Genomic DNA, 22,320 nt, shown 5'->3' on the forward strand with positions numbered 1-22,320 from the left:
TGCAGCATGTAGAGACGCATACTTGCGTCTAATCGTCGCTGATGTTGTTTAGTTGGCGCGGTTTCGGTCGTTCAACGATTAGACGCAAGTACGCGTCTCTACATCGTTCTAATTGCTAAGAGCTTATCGTTCGACCAGATAGCTGCGCAAAGGCAAACGCTTGATTTGCTTGATTCCGGCCACTACCGATTCGGCATTGATGCGGGCGCCGGCTTCGTTGGTGTGAGTGTGGTCGCCGGCGAACAATTTGGCTACTTCCTCCGGGCCCATCTTGTCGTATTTGTCGGCTGTGATGCTGTTCAGGTCGATGAATTGTACGCCTTCCTGCTGAGCTACTTCGGCAGCCCATTTGCCGAAATCCTGGTTGGCCCGCTTCACCTTGCCATCTTTCCACTGGTTGCGCGGAATCATGGAGGCCACGATGGGCGTGGCGCCTTTCGCTTTTGCCCCCCGAATAAAAGAGCGCAGATACCAGCCGTAGGTATGCACCGTTTCCTGGCGCCCATCGGGCCAGGTCAGGTCTTTGGTTTCTTCGCCCGTACCACGCAGTACGCCGCGCCGCCCGGCCTTGGTAGTATCGGGTTCACTGCCTTCGTTGTGGCCGAACTGCATGATGAGAAAGTCGCCGGGCCGCAGCAGCGAATCGACGCGGCGCCAGCGGCCTTCCGACACGAACGTGCGGGTGCTGCGCCCGGCCATGGCGTGGTTGGCAATAGTGATGCGGGTGGTGTCAAAAAAGCCCCCCAGCTTGCTTCCCCAACCCATTTGCGGCAAGTGCGAGTTATTCACCGTGGAGTCGCCGATGAGGTAAAGCGTGGGCTTGGGTTTCGCCGAATGCACGAAGGCGGTAAGGCAGCAAAGCAGGACGAGCAGTACGAACGTGTTTCTCATAAAGGGCGGCATCAGGAAGCATACACAAGGAAAAGCTTCGCCCCGCCCAAACTCTCCTGTACTCTCCGTGCCCAGCCTGGGGCGAACAGCAAGCCGACAACTCCAACCAAGCGCCGTCAGCGCAACCATAAGCTGTTTTTGAGTGGCAATTGAGACAAACCTCAAGGCCTGAAAAGGCCAGACAAAGCCCACGGCAACAGTCAGAATACACTGATCATTAAAATATTATACGCAGGACACTGCAGGACACTTCCCGGTATTTTATAGATCACATTTGATAAGTACCAGGGCACCCATCTGGCGGGCTGGTATTTCCGACCTATACCCATTTTCACTTCCAACTCTATTTCTATGATTAGAAACTTACAATGGCTCAACCGCAATGTAGCCATGTGCGCGATGCTGACTGCATTGAGCACGCCCGTCGTGAGTATGGCGCAGGGCCCAAAAAAAGCCCCCCAGGCCGCGCAGCGGCAACTGGAGAAGCTCAATCGTGGCATTGTGGCGGTGAAGCTACCCGATGGCCAGGTGTTCGTGAGCTGGCGCCTTCTGGCAACCGACAACGCCAAAGTGGGATTCAATCTATTTCGCAAAGGCCCCGATGGCGAAGCGGTGAAACTAAACGCCAAACCCATCACCGAAAGCACCAACTGGGTAGACGCAACCGCTGCTTCGGCCCCCGATGCTACTTATTTCGTGCGCGCCGTGCGCAATGGCGGCCCTGACCACGGAGAGGAGTCGTCGAAACCGGAGCTGGCCACAGTTTGGCCCCAACAATACAAAACGCTGAAGCTGCAACGGCCCGCGGGCGGCACAAACGCGGGCGGCCCCTACACATATAGCCCCAACGACTGCTCGGTGGGCGACGTGGACGGTGATGGCACCTACGAGATTATTGTAAAGTGGGACCCCTCCAACGCGAAAGACAACTCGCAGAGCGGCTACACCGGCAACGTGTACCTCGATGCGTATAAGCTCGATGGCACCCAGCTGTGGCGCATTGATTTGGGCAAAAACATCCGGGCCGGCGCCCACTACACGCAGTTTATGGTGTACGATCTGGATGGCGACGGCAAGGCGGAAGTAGCCTGCAAAACTTCTGACGGCACCATCGACGGTCAGGGTAAGGTGTTGGGCGATGCCAACGCCGACTACCGCAACTCAGCCGGCTACATTCTGCGCGGCCCCGAATACCTGACCGTGTTCAATGGCCTCACGGGCGCCGCTTACCCAAGTGTGACCTACCTGCCCCAGCGCCACCCCACCAAGGGCGACAACCCAACAACTTCTGAGCTAAACGCTATTTGGGGCGACAATTACGGCAACCGCGTCGACCGCTTCCTGGGGGCGGTGGCTTACCTCGACGGCGTAAACCCGAGCCTGGTGATGTGCCGGGGCTACTACACTCGGGCGGTGCTGGTAGCCTGGGATTTTAAGAATGGCCAACTCACCCAGCGCTGGACTTTCGATACGGAAGACCCAAGCGCGCCCGGCAATAAGGCGTACCGCGGCCAAGGCAATCACAACCTCAGCGTAGCCGATATAGACGCCGACGGCAAAGACGAAATCGTGTACGGCTCGTGCGCTATTGATGATAATGGCAAAGGAATCTACTCCACGGGTCGCGGCCACGGCGATGCGCTGCACGTGTCAGACATGGACCCCGACCGCCCCGGCTTGGAGGCTTATTCACCCCACGAAGACCAGAAAGCGTATGGCAGCGCCCCCGCCGATTTCCGCGACGCCCGCACCGGGCAGCTTATCTGGGGATGGCCTGGCCCTAATCAGGGTGACGTAGGCCGCGGCCTGGCCGCCGACATCGACCCGCGCTATAAGGGCTTCGAAGCCTGGGCTTCCAGAGGCGGTTTGGTTTCGGCCAAAGGCGAACAAATCACCACTTCCCGCCCCAGCATAAACTTCGCTATCTGGTGGGATGGCGACTTGTCGCGTGAGCTGCTGGACGGCACTTCCATTGACAAGTGGAACTATGAAACCAGCAAATCGGAGCGTATGCTTTCAGCCTCAACGTTCGGGGCGGCCCAGAACAACACTACAAAGGCCAATCCCGGCCTCTCCGCCGACCTGTTTGGCGACTGGCGGGAAGAGGTTATCTGGCGCAACGCAAACGATGAGGAGCTGCTGATTTTCACGACCACCATTCCAACTCAGTACCGCCTCACCACGCTCATGCACGACCCTCAGTATCGTCTGAGCATCGCCTGGCAGAACGTGGCTTACAACCAGCCACCGCACACGAGCTTCTACCTGGGCTCCGACATGGACATAGCAAGTGCAAGCCCAGCAGCCCCAAACAAGGTGAAAGGCAAGGCTACCGTCTATCCTAATCCTACTACCAACTCCTTCCGAATTGCTTCCAAGCACGACTTCACCTATGAAGTGTACAACGGCTTCGGGCAAGTGGTGGAGCAGGGCGAAGGCAAGCATGGAAAAGAAGTAGGCAGCAGTCTTCAGGCCGGCATGTACGTAGTGAAGGTGCATACCACCGAGGGCGTTGAATCCTTGCAAGTGTCAAAGGAATAAGCATTTAGTATTCCAGCGAAAAAGTCCCCCGACTGTAGAGTTGGGGGGCTTTTTTTGTGCTTGCTGAGTGTGTGACTAAGGAGAGCCGACTCGCCATTGTGAGCGCATAAAATCCACCATCCGGCCGAAGCAGGATAGTACAGGTAGCAGGTAGCGGAAATCTGGCCTAAGTTGGCTTACCAAACGCCTCTTCTGCCCTTCTGAGCTACTGATTATGAAAACCAATCTGCTGACCTGGCTTACCTGTTTGACGCTGCTCTGGACCGGTGTTGCCACCGCCCAGGCGCCCACGCAAAAGCAGGTGCGCTACCTTTCCGGCACCGACAACACGCACACCGCCACCTGGGATTTTTACTGCACCGGCGGCCGAAAAAGCGGTTTTTGGACCAAGATTCAGGTCCCATCGTGCTGGGAGCAGCAGGGCTTCGGCAGCTACAACTACGGCCGCGACTACAAAACCTACGGCAAAAACTTCCGCTTCGCCGACGAGAAAGGTATGTACAAACACACCTTCCAGGTGCCCGCCGAGTGGCGCGACCGGGAGGTATTCATCGTGTTTGAGGGCTCGATGACGGACACGGAGGTAAAAATCAACGGGCAGTCTGCGGGCCCAATTCATCAGGGGGCTTTTTACCGCTTCAAGTACAACCTTTCCGACAAGCTGCAATTCGACAAGCCCAATGTGCTGGAAGTAACGGTGAGCAAAATGTCGGCCGACGCCTCCGTAAACAACGCCGAGCGCCTGGCCGACTACTGGATTTTCGGCGGCATTTTCCGGCCCGTTTATCTCGAAGCTTTTCCCAAGCAGTTCAGCCCCCACCTCGCAATTGACGCCCGCGCCGACGGCTCGTTCAAGATGAACGTAGCCTTGAAAGGACTGCGCCAGGCCACCGATGTGCAGGCTGATATCGTAAATGCGCAAGGCGCTGTGGTAGGCACGGCGCGGGGCCGGGCCAATGCCCAGGACACGCTGATTCAATTGAAAACGACCGTCAGCAAGCCGCTGCTCTGGACCTCCGAAACCCCGAATATGTACCGCGTGAACGTGGCTATGCAGGCTGGGGGGCAAAATCTGTATCAGACCTCGGAGCGCTTCGGTTTTCGCACCATCGAGATTCGTCGTGGCAAGGGCGTGTATGTGAATGGCAAGCAGGTAAAATTCAAAGGCATCAACCGGCACAGTTGGTGGCCCGAAACCGGCCGCACGCTCAACGACTCCATTCACCTGATGGATGTGCAGCTGATGAAGGAAATGAACATGAACGCCGTGCGCATGTCGCACTACCCACCCGACGCTAAGTTCCTGGACCTCTGCGACTCGCTGGGCCTATACGTGCTCGATGAGCTGGCGGGCTGGCAGAAAGCCTACAGCACACCGGCCGGCGCTAAGCTGGTGCAGGAGATGGTGCAGAAGGACGTGAACCACCCCAGCATCATCTTCTGGAGTAACGGCAACGAGGGCGGCCACAACAAAGAACTGGACGATGACTACGGCCAGCACGACCTCTCCAACCGCCCCGTCATTCACGCCCACCATCGCCCAGGCAACCAGCACAACGGCATCGACTGCAACCATTACGAGAACTACTACAGCTCGCAGAAAATCCTGGCTGATTCGCTCATCTATATGCCCACGGAGTTTCTGCACGCCCAAGACGACGGCGGCGCGGCCGTGGGTCTGCACGACTTCTGGGAGCTGCACTGGGCTTCCCAACGCTCGGCGGGGGGCTTTTTATGGGCCCTGGTGGATGAAGGCATCGTGCGCACGGATCAGCGCAATATCATCGACGTGAATGGCGTAAACGCCCCCGACGGCGTGGTGGGTCCGCACCGCGAAAAGGAAGGCAGCTTCTATGCTATTCGCGAGATTTTCACCCCCATCAAGATTGATCTGAAAGAGCTGCCAAATAAGTTTAACAGTACGCTTGAAGTCGAAAACCGCTACCATTTCAACAACCTTAGCCAGTGCTTTTTTCAGTGGGAACTAGTGAATCATCGCCAGCCCGGCGAAACCTTTACTGGTTCGACTACCATGAAAAAAAGCCGCGTGGAAAGCCCCAAAATTGCCCCCCTAGCGAAGGGCAAAATCAAACTCGGCTTACCCAAAGACTGGAAAAACTACGATGCCTTGGTACTCTCAGCTTTCGACCCACAAAAGAATCTGGTGTACAAGTGGACGTGGTCGACGGGGGGCAATAAACAGCTGCTCCGCAATGTGCTGACGCTCCAGGAAAAGGAAAAACAGCCTATTGAGACAACCGAAACCGACAGCACCCTCACGCTCAAAGCCAGCAATATCACCGTAACCTGGAATAAACAAAACGGCCACATCACGGGCCTGAAAGGCAACAGCGGCGACAAGCTTTCTTTCGGCAACGGCCCCGTTCTAGCGGCCGGTCAGGCCAAGTTTACCGGCCTGCGCCGCCGCACCGAATCCGACGGAGAAGTTATTGAAGCCAGCTACCAGGGCGACCTCAAAACGGTACGTTGGAAAATGTACGGCAGCGGCTGGCTTCAGCTCGATTATGAGTACGCCCTGCAAGGTGACTTTCCCTTCGCGGGCCTGAGCTTCACCTACCCCGAAAACTTCGTGATAAGCGCCAAATGGCTGGGCAAAGGCCCCTATCGTGTCTGGAAAAACCGCATGCAAGGTGTAAACACCGACGTCTGGGAAAACGCCTACAACAACACTCAAACGGGCGCCGCTCCTTGGATTTACCCTGAGTTCAAGGGCTACTTCGCCGACATTACCTGGCTGGAAATGAACACCGTAGAAGGCAAGTTCCTGGTCGCCAGCCCCGACAAAGGTCTGTTCGTGCGCCTCTTCGATTTCTACGGCCTTTCGGGCATAAAACCCAGCCCCGACCTGCCGGGGGGCAATTTATCCTTCCTCGATGCCATTCCACCCCTGGGCACCAAGCTAGCCCTGAACCTCGACACGAACACGAAAAACCTGGGTCCCAACAGCGAGATAAACCACCTCAACGGCTCCACCAAACGCACGCTGTATTTCTTCTTCGGCCTGCCCAAAACCACCGGCACGCCCCAACCCTACACAGTGCCCGCCAAAAACGATTTATTTTAGAAAGTAATAACCAGAACGTCATGCGTCGCTCCGCTCTGCATGACGGCCTAGTGAAGTTCTCCCCTACTTCAGCATCTCCATTTCTATGCTGGCCATAATAAGCGGCCCCACGCCTTTGAAATCGTTTTTCTGGATGGGCTCGCTCAGGTAATATTCGTAGCTGCCGTCGCGGTAAGGTTTGCCCCCCAGACCGCCCACGCTCACCGTGCCATTCAAAGTCACAAGTCCATCAGGTTCAGTTTGCACGAATTGCTTTAGAATGCCCTGATAGCCTTTGTCGGCCACTTTTTGGAAAGACTTATCTAAGTAGCCCAAGCGGGCGCCCTTGGCCAGCGCATATACAAACATGCAGGAAGCGGAAGCTTCTACGTAGTTGCCCGCGCGGCTACCTTGGTCCGAAACCTGCCACCACGCACCTGTTTTGGGATCCTGATACTTGGCTAATACCTGCGCCAAACGTTGCAAATATTTGATGAGTTTTGCCCGCTCCGGATGGTCTTTGGGAAAGTAATCGAGCACATCTACCAGCGCCATGGCGTACCAGCCCATACCGCGCCCCCAGAAGTTAGGCGATAGGCCGGTTTGCTTGTTGGCCCACTGCTCCGTGCGGCTCTCATCGTATCCATGGTAAAGCAAGCCAGTCTTAGCATCAACGAGGTTTTTCTCGATTAGCGCAAACTGCTTAGCGACTTCGTCGAACCCTTTGGGCTGCTTGAACAGCTTACTGTATTCGGCGGAAAACGGCTCAGCCATGTATAAACCATCGAGCCACATCTGATTGGTATAGCGCTGCTTATGCCAGTAGCCGCCGGCCTTCGTGCGCGGCTGCGCATCCAGCTGCTGATGCAGGCGGTGAGCGGCTTTGCGGTACTTCTCCTGCTGTAAGCCCGGCTGCTGGCTCAGGGTAAGCAGGATGCGGCCCGTGTTGATGTTATCGAGGTTGAAGTCCTCGTACTTATAGCGCTGAATGGAGCCATCCTCGCCGATAGAATAGTCCATGATGCGCACGATGTAGTCGAGGTATTTCTTGTCGCCGGTGCGCTCCCACACGCGCTCAATGGCTTTTAGCATTAGCCCTTGCTCGTAGCCCCAGCGAGCCACTTTATTCTGCTCCAATCCCAGCGAATCGGGGTAGCGCTTGATAAACGAATCAGCCATGCGCTGCGACAGCGCAGCCGTTTTCTTTTGGGCAAAAACCGCTGGGCAGAGCAGCAGATATAACAGCAGAAACAGCAGGATTTTTTTCATATAGAATGCACGTCTGGGGGGCTTTTTTGCGGATTATCTAGCGCAGTAATTAGTTTGCTAACAATCAAAATTTGAACGTCATGCAGAGGCAAAGCCGAAGCATCTCGCGTGCTGATGTTGCCAAGCTAAACAACTAATCACGCGAGATGCTTCGCTTTCGCTCTGCATGACATTCTCTTTGGTCTTGATAGATAATTCTACCAAGCCTTTGGTCTTATTTTTTGGAAACGACTACCGCTTTTTTCTTCACGTTTTGACCGAATTCAACGCCTGTTTTGGCCTTCGAAACATCCGTATTTGTGAGGAGCACATTCTTCGCTTTATCGGCGCCTGATACGCGCAGCAGCACCGCTGCCTGGGGGGCAAATTTGATGTTATCGAGGGTGATATTCTGGCTGTTGTGCACTTCCATTACTGGGTCGGTTTTCTGCGTTAGCAGCGTCACGTTGCGCAACTGAATATTGTCGGCTTCGATACACACTAGGCCTTGCTGACTTTGCAGCACCGCGTTTTCAATGCTGATGTCTTTGATGCTCATTTCGGGCAGGCCGCGCACCATAATACCAGTTTTGGCGCCGTTGCAGGTCACGTTGCGGATCTGGATTTTACGAAACTGTGGCGTGCTTTCGTCCACTGGCTTGGCCGGCGAAACGGGCCGCTCCTTGGAGCCTGCTACCTGAGGCGTGGGATCTTTTATCATGTAGTACATGTCGAAGAGAATAGCCTCGCCGGGAATGTCTTTCATGTCCACATTTTCGATGAAGATATTCTCCACTACGCCGCCACGACCCCGCGTGGTTTTGAAGCGCAGGCCAATATCGGTGCCGATAAAGGTGAGGTTGGATACGTAGATGTTGCGCGCCCCACCCGACATCTCTGAGCCAATCACGAAGCCGCCGTGAGCCCGGTAAACTTTGCAGTTGCGAATGATAAAGTTCTCGGTGGGCATAGCCCGCGCCCGCCCCTGCTCATTGCGCCCCGATTTGATGCAGATGGCATCGTCGCCCACGTCAAAGGTGGAGCCTTCCACCAGCCCATTTTTGCAGGATTCCAGATCCAGCGCGTCGGTGTTGGGCGTGTAAGGGCCATTAAATACCGTCACGTTGCGCACAATTACGTCTTCGCTCATCATAGGGTGTAAGGTCCAGGCCGGCGAGTTCTGGAACGTCACGCCTTCCAGTAGCAGACGCTTGCAGTGGTCGAGCACCAGCATATCGGGTCGCAGATAATCCTTGATTTCCTCAAAATCCTTGATTTCTGATTTCTCCTCGCTCAGCACACCCGCTTCTTTGACCATCGTGCCTTTCAAGCTTTGCGGCGTCGGGTACCACCGATCCTGCTTCTCATTCAGCACGCCACCCGAGGCCACCAGCTGCTTCCACTCCGACTCCGTCGAGCGGCCTTTCTGCACCATGTACCACGCCTCGCCCGCACCATCGACAATGCCCTTACCGGTCACGGCTACATTTTCCAGGTTCTTGCCGTAAATCTGTGGCTGATTACGCACGGCGGCCAGACCTTCCCAGTTGGTTTTAATCAGCTTGTAGTCAGCCATCTTATCGCTGAACTGCACCAGCGCACCTGCTGCGATGTGCAGGTTCACGTTGCTGCGCAACTCAATGGGGCCCGTGCGCCAGTGCCCGCGCGGCACCAGCACCACGCCCCCACCCTTCTGCCCGCAGGCGTCAATGGCTTGCTGCAAGGCCGTAGTGTTGGAAGTTACCCCATCGGCCACAGCTCCGTACTTGGCAATCGAAAATGTATCCGCCCGGAAGGACGTGGTTTTGACGGGGGGCAAATTGGACGTAAAAGAGGTTTGGCCAGAAGCCAGAACAGGCAGAGCGAGAAGGCTAAAAACAGCGAGTCGTTTGATCATAGCAAAGGGAAAGCGGATGAAGTATTTGACTTTTTTTGAATTACTTATTTAGGTAATAAAAGAGGTGTATAGACGCAAAATATTGCGTCTCAATCGTTGCTGATGGTGTTCATGCCGCATTTGTTCTGGCATAAGTCGCTCATCGACGAGACGCAAAATATTGCGTCTCTACAAATTGCTATCTGGTGCGCTAGGGCATTTTGCTTAGGCCTTCCCACTGTACTTTCCAGCCTTTCGGTATGCCTGGGTTTGCTTCTTTGCAGCCGTCGTAGCCGGCGCACATGAGGGCCACGGCAGCTAATAAACCACCGTTGCCTGGCAGGTAAATGGGGAGGCGGTCTTCCTGATAATTATGGCCGCTGGGCAGGTAGGTATTCGTGCGCACTTTCATGAGCAGAGCATCCACGGCGCGGTCGGGCAGGCCGAGGCGGGTGGCTGTCATCGAGGTCATGGGGAAGTCCCAGCCCCAGGTTTTGTCCCAGCTCCAATCTTTCCAGATCAGGTCGAAGGTGCGGCGCATAGTGGCAGGGTCTACCTGGCCGGTGGCGGGCATCACGCCCAGGGCAGCCAGCACGGAGGGGTGGTCGGTTTTAAACTCGGGGTTGGTGTAAGAATCAGGCGCGCTTTCGGTGGCCAGATACACGCCGTTGGCCTGGGGAAGCTTGGATAGTTTTTGCAATACAGCATCCCATTTGGGGTTGCGGGGCTGGCCCTGGCGTACGCGCCACTGCTGGGCGATATTGAGGGCCCAATTCCAGTACACCAGCTCGAAGGTTGGGTTGAATGTCTCTTCGGCTTTGAAGCGCTCCTGCGCCGGAATCACGCCTTTACCTAAAATGTAACGGTCTTTGTCTTTCTCGAAAAAAGGATACGAAGCCATAAATTCCGCCGTGGCAGACACACGGTCCTGATACAGCTTAAGCGTGGCTGCGTCGGGGCGCTGGCGGTAGATTTCCTCGGCGAAGTAGATGAAGTGCGGCTGCTGCCAGATCAAAAAAGCCCCCACCGACGATGGCCCTTCCTGTCCCCAGGGATCAGTCATTTTCTGCCACCGCACACCCTCATAGCCCTGGCGTTTGGCAATGCCGCGCGCTACGGCTTGCACATCGGGGCGGGCGTACCAGGTCAGGCTTTTTTCGAGCAAGGCCGGGCGACCCCACAAAGCGAAGTGGGCCGAGTGCCACCAATGCATTTCGAGGTGAGGACGGCCGTACCAGCTGTTCAGCACGAGGCCCGTTTCCTGGGGCGGCTGTGAGCCAGCGCCTTGCAGCTTGGTGAGGTACTGCGAGAGCACAACGCGGCGCTCCAGTTCCTTGGCCCGCGAATCAGTGGTGCCGCTAAAATCGACAGCGCCTCCGCTCCGCCAAAAAGCCCCCCACTGCTGCTGACTATTCTGGCGAGTAGCGGCAAATGTTGGCGCGGCCGTTGGGCGCGGGCGCGGCGAGAAACGGCAGCTAAACTCCAGCACCTTTTCGCTTTTGCCGGGCGTGAGCACAAATTCGTGCGCTTTGCCCGCCGCCACAGTTGCCGACTGCGCCCAGCTTAGTGCCGCGTAGTATTTGGTGGTATCTAGCTGGTGAGAAATCAGCGCTGTGCCTTTTTTCTGCTCGGCAATGGCTGATTTATGCTGATCGGGTTTGGAGTAGTCGGTGCCCATATCAGCCCAACCGGCCGTAGGGAACGGGAAGCGCAGCGCTACTTTCAAGCGGCCCGTTTTTATTAAATCAGACTCTACGCGCGCGGCTACCGCATCCTGCTCCTGGTGCCCTACAGTTACGACATCGACGGGCACGTTTTCCAGCGTGAAGTGACTTTTCAGCTCGCCCGTCCACGGATTTAATTCCTGGCGGATGTCGCGCAGGTCCTTGATGGTGGCTTCCTGTCCGTTCTTCTTCAGCAGCACAAAGCCTAGATTGCCCAGCTGCAAGCGGTGCGGGTTGGCCCGCAGAAAATCAACGGCTTCCTTGTTGCCGGGCGTCTTTACCTGCACCGCGTAGGGCACTTTACGGCCATTCAATTCCACTTCGCGCAGACTTTGCTCAAACTTGTAGCCCTGCGTATTTGGAAACGAGTGCCAGCCCCACTCCGACTGCGTGCCCAGCGGCACGCCCTTTTCGTAGTAAGTCGGGAAGGTTTGTAGGCCCGTAACGTCGGCTGTAAATGCAAACGCCCCATTGCCCACCGACAACGACGAGAGCGTATCGGTGTTCGTGATAATTACGCGGTGGCGCTCCACCAGCGCCTGACGATCAATTGGCTTTTGCTGAGCAACAAGCGGCAAGCTGACGCCAGTCAGTAGGCTGAGAAGTAGTTTCGGGAGAGGGTGCATAGGCTAATTTGATATTAAAAGAACGTTATGCAGAGCGCAGCGAAGCATCTTGCGTGCTGATGTAGGATTACTAATCTAACGGCGTGAGCGAGATGCTTCGCTGCGCTCTGCATGACGTTCTGTATTTGATATTTGTACTTATTATTCCCGCACCAATGTCACGCTCATTAGACCGATGACCACGTCATTAGCTAGGGCTTTTAGCGTGAGGCTGCGAAGCTTTTTCTTGGGATTGAGGGGCATGTCAAGCACAGTGGCAGCACCACCGTCGATGGCGCGGGTGCTGAAGCCTTTGATGCTGGTGTAATCCTTGAAATCGCGGGTGAGCAGGCCGGTTTTGAGATGCAGGCGAAAGGGTTTTGGGGCGCCTGTATCGAAGGCAAAACCATCCTGGAAGTAGTCCTGCTCGATAGGGGCCCAATTGTCGGGGTTGCGCAGGGGCAGCGTATCGGTGGTGCCGTCGGTGTAGGTCACTACCACTTCGCCATTCACGAGCTGGCTTTGCATGGGGTTGGTAGATCCGGCCATCAGCAGGTAAGCGTGGCTGGATTTGCCCCCCAGCGGCACCGTGGCCTGGTCGGCGTAGTTATCCCACTGCGACACGAACAAAATGTTCTTCTCTCCGGCCGCGCCGGGCGTGCGCAAGGGCGTTCCCCAGGGCAGCGTGATTTCATTTTTGCCCCCCGCCAGCTGGCGCAAACCGGTGTCGTCGATTACGGCTTGGGTGAGCGGGTAGCACCAGTTGCCGATGCCTTGGGTGGGCAGCTGAAGTGTGGGGCCTTCGGGGCGAGGCGAGAGGTATTCGTTTTGGAAAATTCGGGTTACCTGGTCGTTGAAGTGAGGCGCCAGATTGATGGTTTCGTAGCGGGTTTTGGCAGGCTTTGGCGAATCCCAGGTTATTACCTTCTCCACCACCCGGCCCTTGTCCCATTCCACCGTCACGACATTAGAGCCCGGCACCACCGAGGCAGCCGGCACTGTTACTTCGGCGGTAGTTCCGCGCGGAATTTTCACGTTTGTTATGTAGGGCTTGCGGCCGTTGCCTACGGTTACTTTCGCGGTTACATCGCTCGTATTGTTCTGGACCAAGAACCGCATTCCATTGGGCTGAGGGGCTTTTTCGGCAATGATTTCAACTGCTTCCCGAACCTCAATCGGCAGAGGTTTCCACCAGGTAAGTCCGCCCTGGCGGAGCTGCACGAAGGCAGTGCGGGCACCCTTCTGCCCTGCTATCTGGGCTGTTAGCACCGAGCCATTTGGGGTGGCGTTGCGCAGCACTTGTTGGGGGTCGAATACCTTGGTGATGGTGGCGCGCGGAAAGCGTACTTCCAGCGGACTGCCTACGGTGTACACGGGAGCCAGCGTAGCCGTGTCGGGGGCCGCGCCTTGCCAGGTGATAACGACCTCGTGTTTGGCAGCAGGAGCGCTGCTGATTTCAACGACGGGTTGCCCCACGGCCGTATCAACTGACTGCCACGTAGCAACCTGCCCATTCACGATTACCGACTGAATATTTTCGGCGCGGGCCTGCGCCTGCAACCGGAGCTGTAGGGGCTTGGCAAAGCGGGGCGTAATGCTGTAGGCATCGCGTGGCCCTTGCCGTTTGAAGTCGAAGTCAATGTCGGGCACCGTCAGGGAGGCGTTGTTCCAGGCAGCTGGCAAGCCGGGGCGAATGGTCAAAATGCCCCCCAGCGCGTCGGGCACAATGCCGAATAAGCCTTCCAGCAGGGTGCGGGCCGTCACGCCGATGGGGTCGGCAAAGTCGCGGTACAACTCGCCCCGGTGGGCATCGTAAAAAGAAACCTGCTGAATATTACCCGGACTAGAGCCCAAATACATGCTTTCCAGTAAAGCACTTTTCCAGAGCTTAAACGCCTCTTCCGTGCGGCCGGCCTGCCAGTTGGCCAGCGTGGTGTGCAGCACTTCGGCCATGGCCACGTTGTTGATAGACCAATCGTAGGGCTGCCAGTTGGTGGTAGAAAGCAGATGATAGCCTTCATCCGGCAAGCCAGTGGCCCGCACCGGAATGTGCGGAATATTAGCATCCACGTAGCGCAAGGCCTGATAAGCCTGGAAAGCGTCGGGCACTTCAGAATCGAGGGCGTGATATACTGTCCAGAGGCCGGCGGCGGGGTGCAATTGCTTCAGCCCCAGCGCATCCTGATATTCGGCGTACCAGCCTTGAGTGGGCATCCACAGACGGGCGTTGAGGGCTTGGTGAATCTTAGCCGCTTCCTGTCGGTATGGCTGGGGGTTTTGACCTACGCGGGGGGCTAATTTTGCGGCCAGCTTATTGGCCCAGTAGTTATAAGCCGATGAATGCGTGACCGCGCCGCCGCTGTACTGGAGCGCATCGCTGGCCCAGATGGCGGCGTAGGCATCATACAGGCCATCATTATCCTTGTCGAAGTTGCGCTTTTCCCAGGCCAGATGCCGCTCCAATACCGGCCACAGCTCGCGGGCCATAGTCAGGTCGCCGGTCCAGCGCAGATGCCGCAGCAGCGCGTCGATGTATACCAGGTTCATATCGTAGTGGTGGGGGCGCAAATCGCCGCCGGGGTTGCGCGAAATGTAGCCGCTGCTGAACACTGCCGTACCCAGCTTTTCCTGATGACGCGCCAGGTGCAAGGCCGTATCCATGACCAACGGACCAACTTCCGGGCTGGTCAGCTGCGACTTCGCATAAGCCCGAAAATGAGTTTGGGCACGGTCGTGCCAGCCGAGCGGACTGGCGGTGTAAGCCCCGCGCCAGCCATTCAGAGGCATGCGCCAGGCAATAGCGCCGTGCAGATACGCGGGGTCCTGCCAGATGGCGTCGGCGGCAATGCTCAGCGCGCCGCCCAAGGTATTGATGTAGGGGTCAGGCGTTTGCACGCGCACGCGGCTGGCCAGCTTTTGGCGGGCAGCTTCGGTACGAGCCCAGGCCTGCGGCAAATCTGCGTAGCGCAACGCCGCTGCTTCCGGTTTTTGAATAGCGAAGTAAAGTACCTCCCCCGCTTTCACCTTAACGGCTCCCGTAAGAACCGGCGTGGCTGATGCTTGTGAAGCATAGAGTTGGGCAGGTGATGCCTGCTGAGCGGCATCAGCTACGTGGGTTTCGGAAGTTGGTGGCAGCACGCCTGTCAGCGTCGGGCGCGCAGTGGTGCTGGGGGGCATTTTTGCCGCTGCGTCTTCGTTTTTCGGGGGTTTCGGCGGGGAGCCGTAGGTTAGTCGGAAGGTGTTGTTTTTTAGCTCAAAAACGTTGCCTTGGCAATACTCCGGCTTAAGGTAGAAGTTGGATTCGGGGTCGGCACCGATGTCGCCGTCGCGGCTGAACTTCTTGCCGGTAGCGCCGCCGAAAGCCCACAGCAGGCGCACTTTGGTAGCGGGTACATTCTCGAAGCGGGCACGGATCAGCATGCCCTCGGCGTCGGCTTGGGCCAGTACTTCCAGGTATAGCTTGCCGGCTCCTAGCAACGGATCTTTCACTTCGTAGATCATCGCGCCAGGCCGGTAGCGCGCCTCGATGTTCTCGGCCTCGATCAGCCACTTGCTTTGACCTTCGATCATCAAACCGAGCTTAAAATTGCCCCCCATGCCCGGTAGGTAAAGCGCAAACTCCGGCAGGTCGCCGGCTTCTACTCGGAAGGCGGTGTTGGTGCCGTAGAGGGCGCGGGCAAAGCGCTTGTTGCCGTTGGTAATGACGAAGTCGGAGCCGTCGGGGCGGTAGCGCAGGGTGCGGGCCTGGTCGTGCCAAAGCGCCGGAGGAGCGGGCGGCCCCGACTGCGCCGGTGCGCCTATTGGCAGCAGACAGCTCATGCCTACCACCAGCCAGCCAGCTACCAGCGCCGGCAGCGAATTTCTTGTTAGGTTTTTTCTACTGTCGTACCTACTCATTATGCTTCGTTATCCGTGAATTTGCCCCCCAGGGCGCAAAAAAGCCCGACTCTGGCCAGGCTATATTCCTGGGAGAGCCGGGCTTTACTTACCTGCCTTTCAGCGACTTTAGTAGCCGGGGTTCTGATCGTAGAGGCCCGGCGTGGCGCTCAATTCGTTCAACGGCACGGCGTAGATAATGTCATTCGCGCCAATGTTGCGGCGCATCTTGCCCGACGCGTCTTCCTTGGCAATCCAGGCGTTCATGGTGGTCAGCACGGTGCCGGAGCGCACCAGATCGTGCCAGCGCAAACCTTCGCCGAGGAATTCGCGCCGCCGCTCATCCAGCAGCTGCGCCATAGTCAGGCTGGTAAGAGCCGGCTGTTTGGCGCGGGTACGAACCTCATTAACGGCCTTCAGAGCATCCGCCTGCGTGCCACCGCCGCCGCGCAGAATCGCTTCGGCTTTCATGAGCAGGATATCGGCGTAGCGCATCACAATAAAGTTGATAGGCCAATCAGTATTGCCCGTGCCGCGGCCGGCGGCACTGATGTATTTCTTCAGTACAGTACGATTTTCGGCCACGTTAGCCACCAGATAACCCGTCTGCACGCTGGCCGCGCGCCGGTCATCATTGGCTGCCAGGATGCTCAGGAAGTCATTTGAAACTGGCTTGATCTCAATCCCGCGCGAGCCGAACGGTATCTGTAGCGAAGTGAAGTAGTTATCGGGCACCATTACGCCCGGATGAGTGGCGCCATTGCCCACGATATACTGGACGTCAAACAACACTTCCGAATTGTTCTCATTGGTGTAGGAGAACACGTTAGCGTAGCTGGACACCAAAGAATAGCGCTTGCTATCAATTACTTCGTTGAGCAGCGCCAAAGCTTTGTTGTTCTCGTTGCTGGCCAAACCCGGACCATCGATGCCGTAAGTAGGACCCGAACGCGTGAGGTAAACCAACGCCAGTAAGCCCTTAGCGGCTCCCGACGTCACGCGGCCCACATTGGCGCCCGTGTAATTCAGGGGCAGATTATCCTTAGCGTATTCCAAGTCGCCGATGATCAGGTTGTACACCTCTTCCACCGAGCCGCGCGGAATTTTGGCTACTTCCTGGGGCAGCAAGGCTTTATCGATAACGGGCACGCGGCCAAACATGCGCACCAGGTCGAAGTAGTGGAAAGCGCGCAGGAAGCGGGCTTCGCCCTCATAGCGCAACCGCAGACCCTCGCTTACCACCGAGCCGTTGGCTTTCAGTTGGTCGAGCATGGTATTGGCCCGAAAAATAGCGCCGAAGTCTGATGCCCAGGTATCCGACATGTAGGGGCTTACCGAGAGCGTGGTGTTGAAGTTGTTGATGGCGTCCCAGTCGCGCACACCCTGGCTGCTGACGCCGTAGAAGTTGTCGGAGCGCAGGTCTGAGAGAATCAGGACGCGGTCGGGGTAGCCCCGCAATTGGCTGTACACCGCGTTCATGGCTTGCTCGAAGTCAACGGCAGTTTTGAAGAAAGCCGGCACCGAGCCATTGGAAAGCGGTGTTTGATCGAGGTCATCTTCGCAGCTACCCAGGGTGAGCATGCAGGCGGTGGCCAGAAGGAGAGATATTCTTTTCATGGGAAGTTGGAGCTAGGAGTTAGGAGCAGGCTACCGCTTGGCAGCCCGCAGCTGTCTTCTGGATGTAGCTTAGAAAGTAACGTTAAGGCCCAAAACCAACGATTTAGCCAAAGGCAGACCGCCGTAGTCAACACCCGAGGTAAAGGTGCTGCCGTTGTCGGTGTTCACGGCATCGGGGTTGAAGCCGCCGTAGTATTTGTCTTTGCCAAAGAAGTTTTCAGCCGTTACATACACACGGGCACCCTGCATCACGCTCTTGCTGATAATGCGGCCCAGGTCGTAGCCCAGCGTGATGTTGCGCACGCGGTAGTAGTCGGAAGAGTACAGCCAGTCGGTGTTCTTGATAAAGCCAAAGCGAGCAGTAGCCTTGCCTTTCACGCCGTCGCCGGGGTCTTCCTCCGAGCGCCACCGGTCGCGGGAGCGGCCCAGGGCGTTTTCCTGGTAGCCCACGCTGGTGCGGTCGATGGCGCGGCCAAACATGGAGTAGATGTAACCACCATTCTGCCCCTGCACAAGGAAGCTCAAATCGAAGCCTTTGTACTTAAAGGTGTTCGTGATGCCCCAGGTGTATTTGGGGTTCGGCTGGCCCACAATCACGCGGTCGTTGGCGTCAATCTTACCGTCGCCGTTGGCATCTTCGTAGCGGGGGTCGCCGGCCGTCTGGTTGTTGTAGAGTGCGGCGCCGTTGTCGATATCAGCCTGGCTCAGGATGCCATTCTGGCGAATTACGAAGATGCTGTACATAGGCTTGCCTACTTGCAGCACGTTGCTGGGCAGGTCGGCTACTGAGGCTACTTCAATAGTGGCATCGCCGGGGCCGAGGTGCTTCACCTCGTTTTGGTTGTGGCTGAAGTTGAGCGAGGTAGTCCACTCCAGAGCGTTGTTCAGGTTGTTGGTGGTCAATTCCACTTCCCAACCGCGGTTTTCTACTTCCCCAATGTTTACGAGGTTGTTGCCGAAGCCCGAAGCCGTGTTAATCGGCACGTTCAGCAGCAGATCCTTGCTGGTTTTGGTGTAATAATCGAACGAGCCGAAGATGCGGTTTTGAAAGAAGCCTACATCCACACCGAAGTCGATAGTGCGGTTACGCTCCCATTGCAGCTCGGGGTTTTCTACCCGGTTAGGAGCCTGCCCTGTCGCCAAAGCACCGCCGAAAGTGTAGTTATAGATGCCTAGCGTGGCAATGCTGTTGTAGTCGCCGATGCTGTTGTTGCCCGACAAGCCAATGCTGGCCCGCAGTTTCAGGTCGCTGAGCGGCGTAATGTTCTTCATGAACTCTTCCTGCGAAATGCGCCAGCCCACGGAGGCAGCCGGGAATACACCGAACTGATTTTGCCCCCCAAAGCGCGACGAGCCGTCGCGGCGGATGCTGGTAGACAACAAGTACTTGCCAGCGTAGCTATACTGCAAACGGCCGAAGTAGGAAATCAGGACGTTCTGGCTTTCGGTGGTGTTGTTGCTGCCGGTGCCGTTGATGTTGGTGGCCGCGTTCAGCGTGGTTACCTGGTTATTCACAAAGCCACCGGTGGCACCCAGGCGCACGTTATCGATGCGGGAGATATTGTAGGCGTAGCCGGCCAGCGCCGTCAGGTCGTGCTTCTCGCCAAAAACCCGCGTGTAGGTGGCCGTATTTTCGTTAACGAATGTTTGACGACGGAAACCGCTGTAAGAGCCTGAAGCCTGCGACGTTGGCAGGTCTCGCACGGCCGGATTATACGACTTGCTGGTCACGTCGTTGTTGTCGAAGTTGATGCTGCTGCGCAGGCGCAGGCCGCTAATCACTTCATATTCAGCATACAGGGTGCTCAGGGTGCGGAAGGTCTTGGTTTCGCCGATGGCATTTTCCATCACGCGCACCGGACTGGCCGTCGAAACGCCCCAGCGGTACACTTCGTTTTTGCCGTAGCCCGAAGCCACGCCGGCTGTATCCTCCACGATGGGCGCCATAGATACGAGCTGGTGCAGACGGTTGTCTTTGCCTTCAATGCCAGGGTCATTGGTGACGGAGTAGGTTGGTGTCACGTTCAGGCCGAAGCGCAGCTTGTTGCTGGCTTTCACTTCCACGTTGGCACGCGCCGAATAGCGCTTGTAGCCCAGCCCAACCATCATGCCCTGCTGATCGGTGTAGTTACCTGATATGAAGTAGTTCACATTGTCGGTGGCGCCGCTGGCCCCTACCTGGTAGCTCTGGGTGCGGCCCGTGCGGAAAGCCTCATCCTGCCAGTCGATGTACTGCAAGCCGGGGTGACCGGGCTGAAACCAGCGCTCATCAATCATCTGCGCAGGCACAATGTTGTTCACCTTTAGAATAGCCTGACGCTCGGCCGTGGTTTGGCTGGCGGTGCGGCCGGGGCCCGAACGCACCCAGTTATCATTGATGATTTCGGCGGCGCGCTCAGCCCACTCTTCGGCGCTCAGCACGTCCAGCTTTTTGGCGGCCTGCGAAACACCCACGTAGGAATTGAAGGTAATCTGGGGCTTACCCGATTTGCCTTTCTTGGTAGTAATAAGTACTACTCCATTCGCAGCGCGCGAACCGTAGATGGCAGCCGCAGCGGCATCCTTCAACACCTGAATCGACTCAATATCATTGGGGTTGATGTTGTCCAAAGGGCTGCCGCTGGCAAAACGCCCCCCACCATTCTGGGCCACGTTGTCGAGCGGGAAACCGTCGATTACGTACAGCGGCTCGTTGCCAGCGGTGATAGAGCCTGCGCCCCGCACCTGCACGCTAAAGCCGCGACCGGGTACGCCGGTGTTTTGCTTTACCTGCACGCCCGCCATCTGCCCCACCAGGGCCTGATCGACGCGGGCAATAGGACGCTCCTCTAAGCGGCTGGCGTCGAAGGTGGCAATGGCGCCGGTTACGTCGCCTTTCTTCTGCGTGCCGTAGCCTACTACTACTACTTCCTCCAGGCTCTTCACATCTTCAGCCATCTTGATGGTGAAGGCCTGGGAGCCGGTGAAGGGGCGCTCCTGGGTTGTAAAACCAATGAAGCTAAATACCAACGTGCCAGCCGTTTCGGGCACTGATAAGCTAAAGGCGCCATCGGGGCCGGTAGTAGTGCCGTTGGTGGTGCCTTTAATAACGACCGTAACGCCGGGCAGGCCCTCGTTGTTTTGCGACACGACCTTACCGGTCAGCTGCCATTCGGCTACTTTGTTGGTGCTGCTGGTGTGTGCCTGCACGGCCGTGATGCCCGGTCCTGCTAGCAGTAGCATTGGCAGGCATACCGCTATTGGGTAGCGCCGCCATGTGTAACTTTTCTTCATGAGTAGGTATGGGTAGGAAGGAGAGTGTAAAGACAAGACCGGGCCTTTTAAGCATGACCAAATTATTACCTCCTCTAGCCGAAACACTCCTGTAGACTACCGCCCCACCCCGATTACCCTGAAATTATTTTTCCAATAATGCTTTGGACTGCGTTTTTGGCACGCTACCAATAACCGTGGAGCTTACAAATGCTGGCTTGGCTACGCATCTACCTAAATTTCAGCAACATGCCAGGCGGTTGCAGGGAAGCGTATTCACGTCTCATCGTCGCGGTTGTTGGTTCAGCTGCCTTGCTCACGATAACAAACGGAAGATGACCAAGCGAATATCGTTCAACGACCAGACGCGAATACGCGTCTCTACCCATATCCCACAAAAAGCCCCCCAGCTAACTTAAACCGTAGCTGGGGGGCTTTTTTCAAACTTCCATTCAAGCTTTAGGAGCCCAGGTAATTGCCAAAGCCGACAACCACGGTCGAAAACACCACGACCAGAATGCCGAGCGAAATCGTGCGCATGGTCAGGCGGTTGGAGCCGCGCCACTCGTGCAGAATCAGTCCCCACATGCTGCTGAAGGCAATGATGAAGGCCATGTGCAGCGTCCAGCCGGAGAAGCGATACTCGCCCATCTGGCTGTCGCCCATGCCGTAGAAAAAGAACTGGAAATACCAGGTGAAGCCAGCTAAAGCGCAGAAGATAATATTGCGCGCAATGGGCACCGACATATTCGTATAGTCGGTGTACGTGCGGTTCTTGATGTTCAGATAAATCGTCCAGATGGCGTTGGTGGTGAGGCCGCCGAGCAGGATGATAACTAAGATGGCATTGTTGGCATAAAGCGGATTCGTGCCGTTATCAGTAGCCAGCTCCGCAATGGATTGGCCAGCCGTTAGGCCAAAGGAAAAACAAGCGCTCATCACGCCCGAAAATACAGCCACCAGCAAGCCCTTGCGCATGTCGAACTCGGCTACACCGGCTTGCTTTTCCTCCGTAGTCTGATGCTTTTCCTTCATCACGCCGGCCATGCCGCAAATCAGAATCCCCGCTACGCACACTACCAGTCCCATGATAATCACCTTGCCAGACAGGGTGCTAATCAGGGTCGGAAAAGTGCCTTCCCAAATAGGGGGCACCAGCGTACCAAAAACGGCGCATAAACCCAGCGTAACGGCCATACCTAAAGACAAGCCCAAGTAGCGCATGGCCAAGCCAAAGGTAAGGCCACCAAAGCCCCACAAAATACCCCAGAAATACGTCCAAAGGACGGTTTCGGTATCCGCCTGAGCTAGCACGCCAAACAGGTTAGGCACCGTAAGATAGCCGAGCAACAAGGGAGCCATAAGCCAGGAAAAAAGCCCCCCAACAAGCCAGTAGCTTTCCCAGGCCCAGCCGTTTACTTTCTTGTAGGGCAGATAAAAGCTGCCGGAGGCGAAACCGCCTAGTGCGTGGAGCACCACTCCCAGAAAAACACTCATAAGTCGAAGTTGTTGGTCGTGTTGTTTTACCAAAGCTGCCTTAATCCTTTACGCAAACCCTCCTGTTCTCTCCTGAAAGCAGGAAAGTACGGCAGGAAGCAATGGTGAATCGGTTATTGGATATGTAGA

The 22,320-nt window shown here is 56.6% G+C and carries 10 protein-coding genes; 2 read left to right on the plus strand and 8 right to left on the minus strand.

Going from position 1 to position 22,320, the window contains the following annotated elements:
• Positions 1–123: 123 nt before the first annotated feature.
• A complete protein-coding gene (locus tag IEW06_RS10375) occupies positions 124–891 on the minus strand; it encodes a rhamnogalacturonan acetylesterase (protein ID WP_188548228.1) in 768 nt (255 codons plus the stop codon).
• A 351-nt stretch (positions 892–1,242) separates the two neighbouring features.
• On the opposite strand from IEW06_RS10375, the gene IEW06_RS10380 reads away from it, so the two are divergent.
• Together IEW06_RS10380 and IEW06_RS10385 are read left to right on the plus strand one after the other, a co-directional pair.
• Positions 1,243–3,432 (plus strand): rhamnogalacturonan lyase family protein, encoded by a 2,190-nt coding sequence (locus IEW06_RS10380; protein WP_308422006.1) that lies wholly within the window; start codon positions 1,243–1,245, stop codon positions 3,430–3,432.
• Between the two features lie 214 nt (positions 3,433–3,646).
• Positions 3,647–6,517 (plus strand): glycoside hydrolase family 2 protein, encoded by a 2,871-nt coding sequence (locus IEW06_RS10385; protein WP_188548229.1) that lies wholly within the window; start codon positions 3,647–3,649, stop codon positions 6,515–6,517.
• A gap of 63 nt (positions 6,518–6,580) precedes the next feature.
• Here the strand turns inward: IEW06_RS10385 and IEW06_RS10390 are convergent, their stop codons facing one another.
• From IEW06_RS10390 to rhaT, 7 genes are all read right to left on the minus strand, one after another.
• Positions 6,581–7,765: a glycoside hydrolase family 88/105 protein gene (locus IEW06_RS10390; RefSeq protein ID WP_308422007.1), complete on the minus strand. Its 1,185-nt coding sequence runs from the start codon at positions 7,763–7,765 to the stop codon at positions 6,581–6,583.
• Positions 7,766–7,979: 214 nt separating this feature from the next.
• Positions 7,980–9,641 carry a glycoside hydrolase family 28 protein gene (locus tag IEW06_RS10395; protein WP_188548230.1) on the minus strand — a complete coding sequence of 554 codons (1,662 nt, stop codon included), beginning with the start codon at positions 9,639–9,641 and terminating at the stop codon, positions 7,980–7,982.
• 190 nt (positions 9,642–9,831) lie between these two features.
• Positions 9,832–11,970, minus strand: coding sequence for a hypothetical protein (locus tag IEW06_RS10400; RefSeq protein ID WP_229743099.1), 2,139 nt, complete (start codon positions 11,968–11,970; stop codon positions 9,832–9,834).
• Between the two features lie 141 nt (positions 11,971–12,111).
• Positions 12,112–15,846 (minus strand): DUF4450 domain-containing protein, encoded by a 3,735-nt coding sequence (locus IEW06_RS10405; protein ID WP_188548231.1) that lies wholly within the window; start codon positions 15,844–15,846, stop codon positions 12,112–12,114.
• 108 nt (positions 15,847–15,954) lie between these two features.
• Positions 15,955–17,442: a RagB/SusD family nutrient uptake outer membrane protein gene (locus IEW06_RS10410; protein WP_187732478.1), complete on the minus strand. Its 1,488-nt coding sequence runs from the start codon at positions 17,440–17,442 to the stop codon at positions 15,955–15,957.
• 69 nt (positions 17,443–17,511) lie between these two features.
• The gene (locus tag IEW06_RS10415) at positions 17,512–20,664 is read right to left on the minus strand and encodes a SusC/RagA family TonB-linked outer membrane protein (protein ID WP_188548232.1); all 3,153 of its coding nucleotides are present in this window, start codon (positions 20,662–20,664) and stop codon (positions 17,512–17,514) included.
• A 489-nt stretch (positions 20,665–21,153) separates the two neighbouring features.
• Entirely contained in the window at positions 21,154–22,191 is a 1,038-nt protein-coding gene (rhaT, locus tag IEW06_RS10420; RefSeq protein WP_188548233.1) for an L-rhamnose/proton symporter RhaT, read from the minus strand.
• Positions 22,192–22,320: the final 129 nt, after the last annotated feature.

It is taken from the genome of Hymenobacter qilianensis, assembly GCF_014638675.1.
Taxonomy (GTDB): domain Bacteria; phylum Bacteroidota; class Bacteroidia; order Cytophagales; family Hymenobacteraceae; genus Hymenobacter; species Hymenobacter qilianensis.

What these genes read in the sequence shown, in the direction of transcription:
- IEW06_RS10375 (WP_188548228.1), bottom strand. Translation starts at nt 891, where the DNA reads ATGAGAAACACGTTCGTACTGCTCGTCCTGCTTTGCTGCCTTACCGCC.
- IEW06_RS10380 (WP_308422006.1), top strand. Translation starts at nt 1,243, where the DNA reads ATGATTAGAAACTTACAATGGCTCAACCGCAATGTAGCCATGTGCGCG.
- IEW06_RS10385 (WP_188548229.1), top strand. Translation starts at nt 3,647, where the DNA reads ATGAAAACCAATCTGCTGACCTGGCTTACCTGTTTGACGCTGCTCTGG.
- IEW06_RS10390 (WP_308422007.1), bottom strand. Translation starts at nt 7,765, where the DNA reads ATGAAAAAAATCCTGCTGTTTCTGCTGTTATATCTGCTGCTCTGCCCA.
- IEW06_RS10395 (WP_188548230.1), bottom strand. Translation starts at nt 9,641, where the DNA reads ATGATCAAACGACTCGCTGTTTTTAGCCTTCTCGCTCTGCCTGTTCTG.
- IEW06_RS10400 (WP_229743099.1), bottom strand. Translation starts at nt 11,970, where the DNA reads ATGCACCCTCTCCCGAAACTACTTCTCAGCCTACTGACTGGCGTCAGC.
- IEW06_RS10405 (WP_188548231.1), bottom strand. Translation starts at nt 15,846, where the DNA reads ATGAGTAGGTACGACAGTAGAAAAAACCTAACAAGAAATTCGCTGCCG.
- IEW06_RS10410 (WP_187732478.1), bottom strand. Translation starts at nt 17,442, where the DNA reads ATGAAAAGAATATCTCTCCTTCTGGCCACCGCCTGCATGCTCACCCTG.
- IEW06_RS10415 (WP_188548232.1), bottom strand. Translation starts at nt 20,664, where the DNA reads ATGCTACTGCTAGCAGGACCGGGCATCACGGCCGTGCAGGCACACACC.
- rhaT (WP_188548233.1), bottom strand. Translation starts at nt 22,191, where the DNA reads ATGAGTGTTTTTCTGGGAGTGGTGCTCCACGCACTAGGCGGTTTCGCC.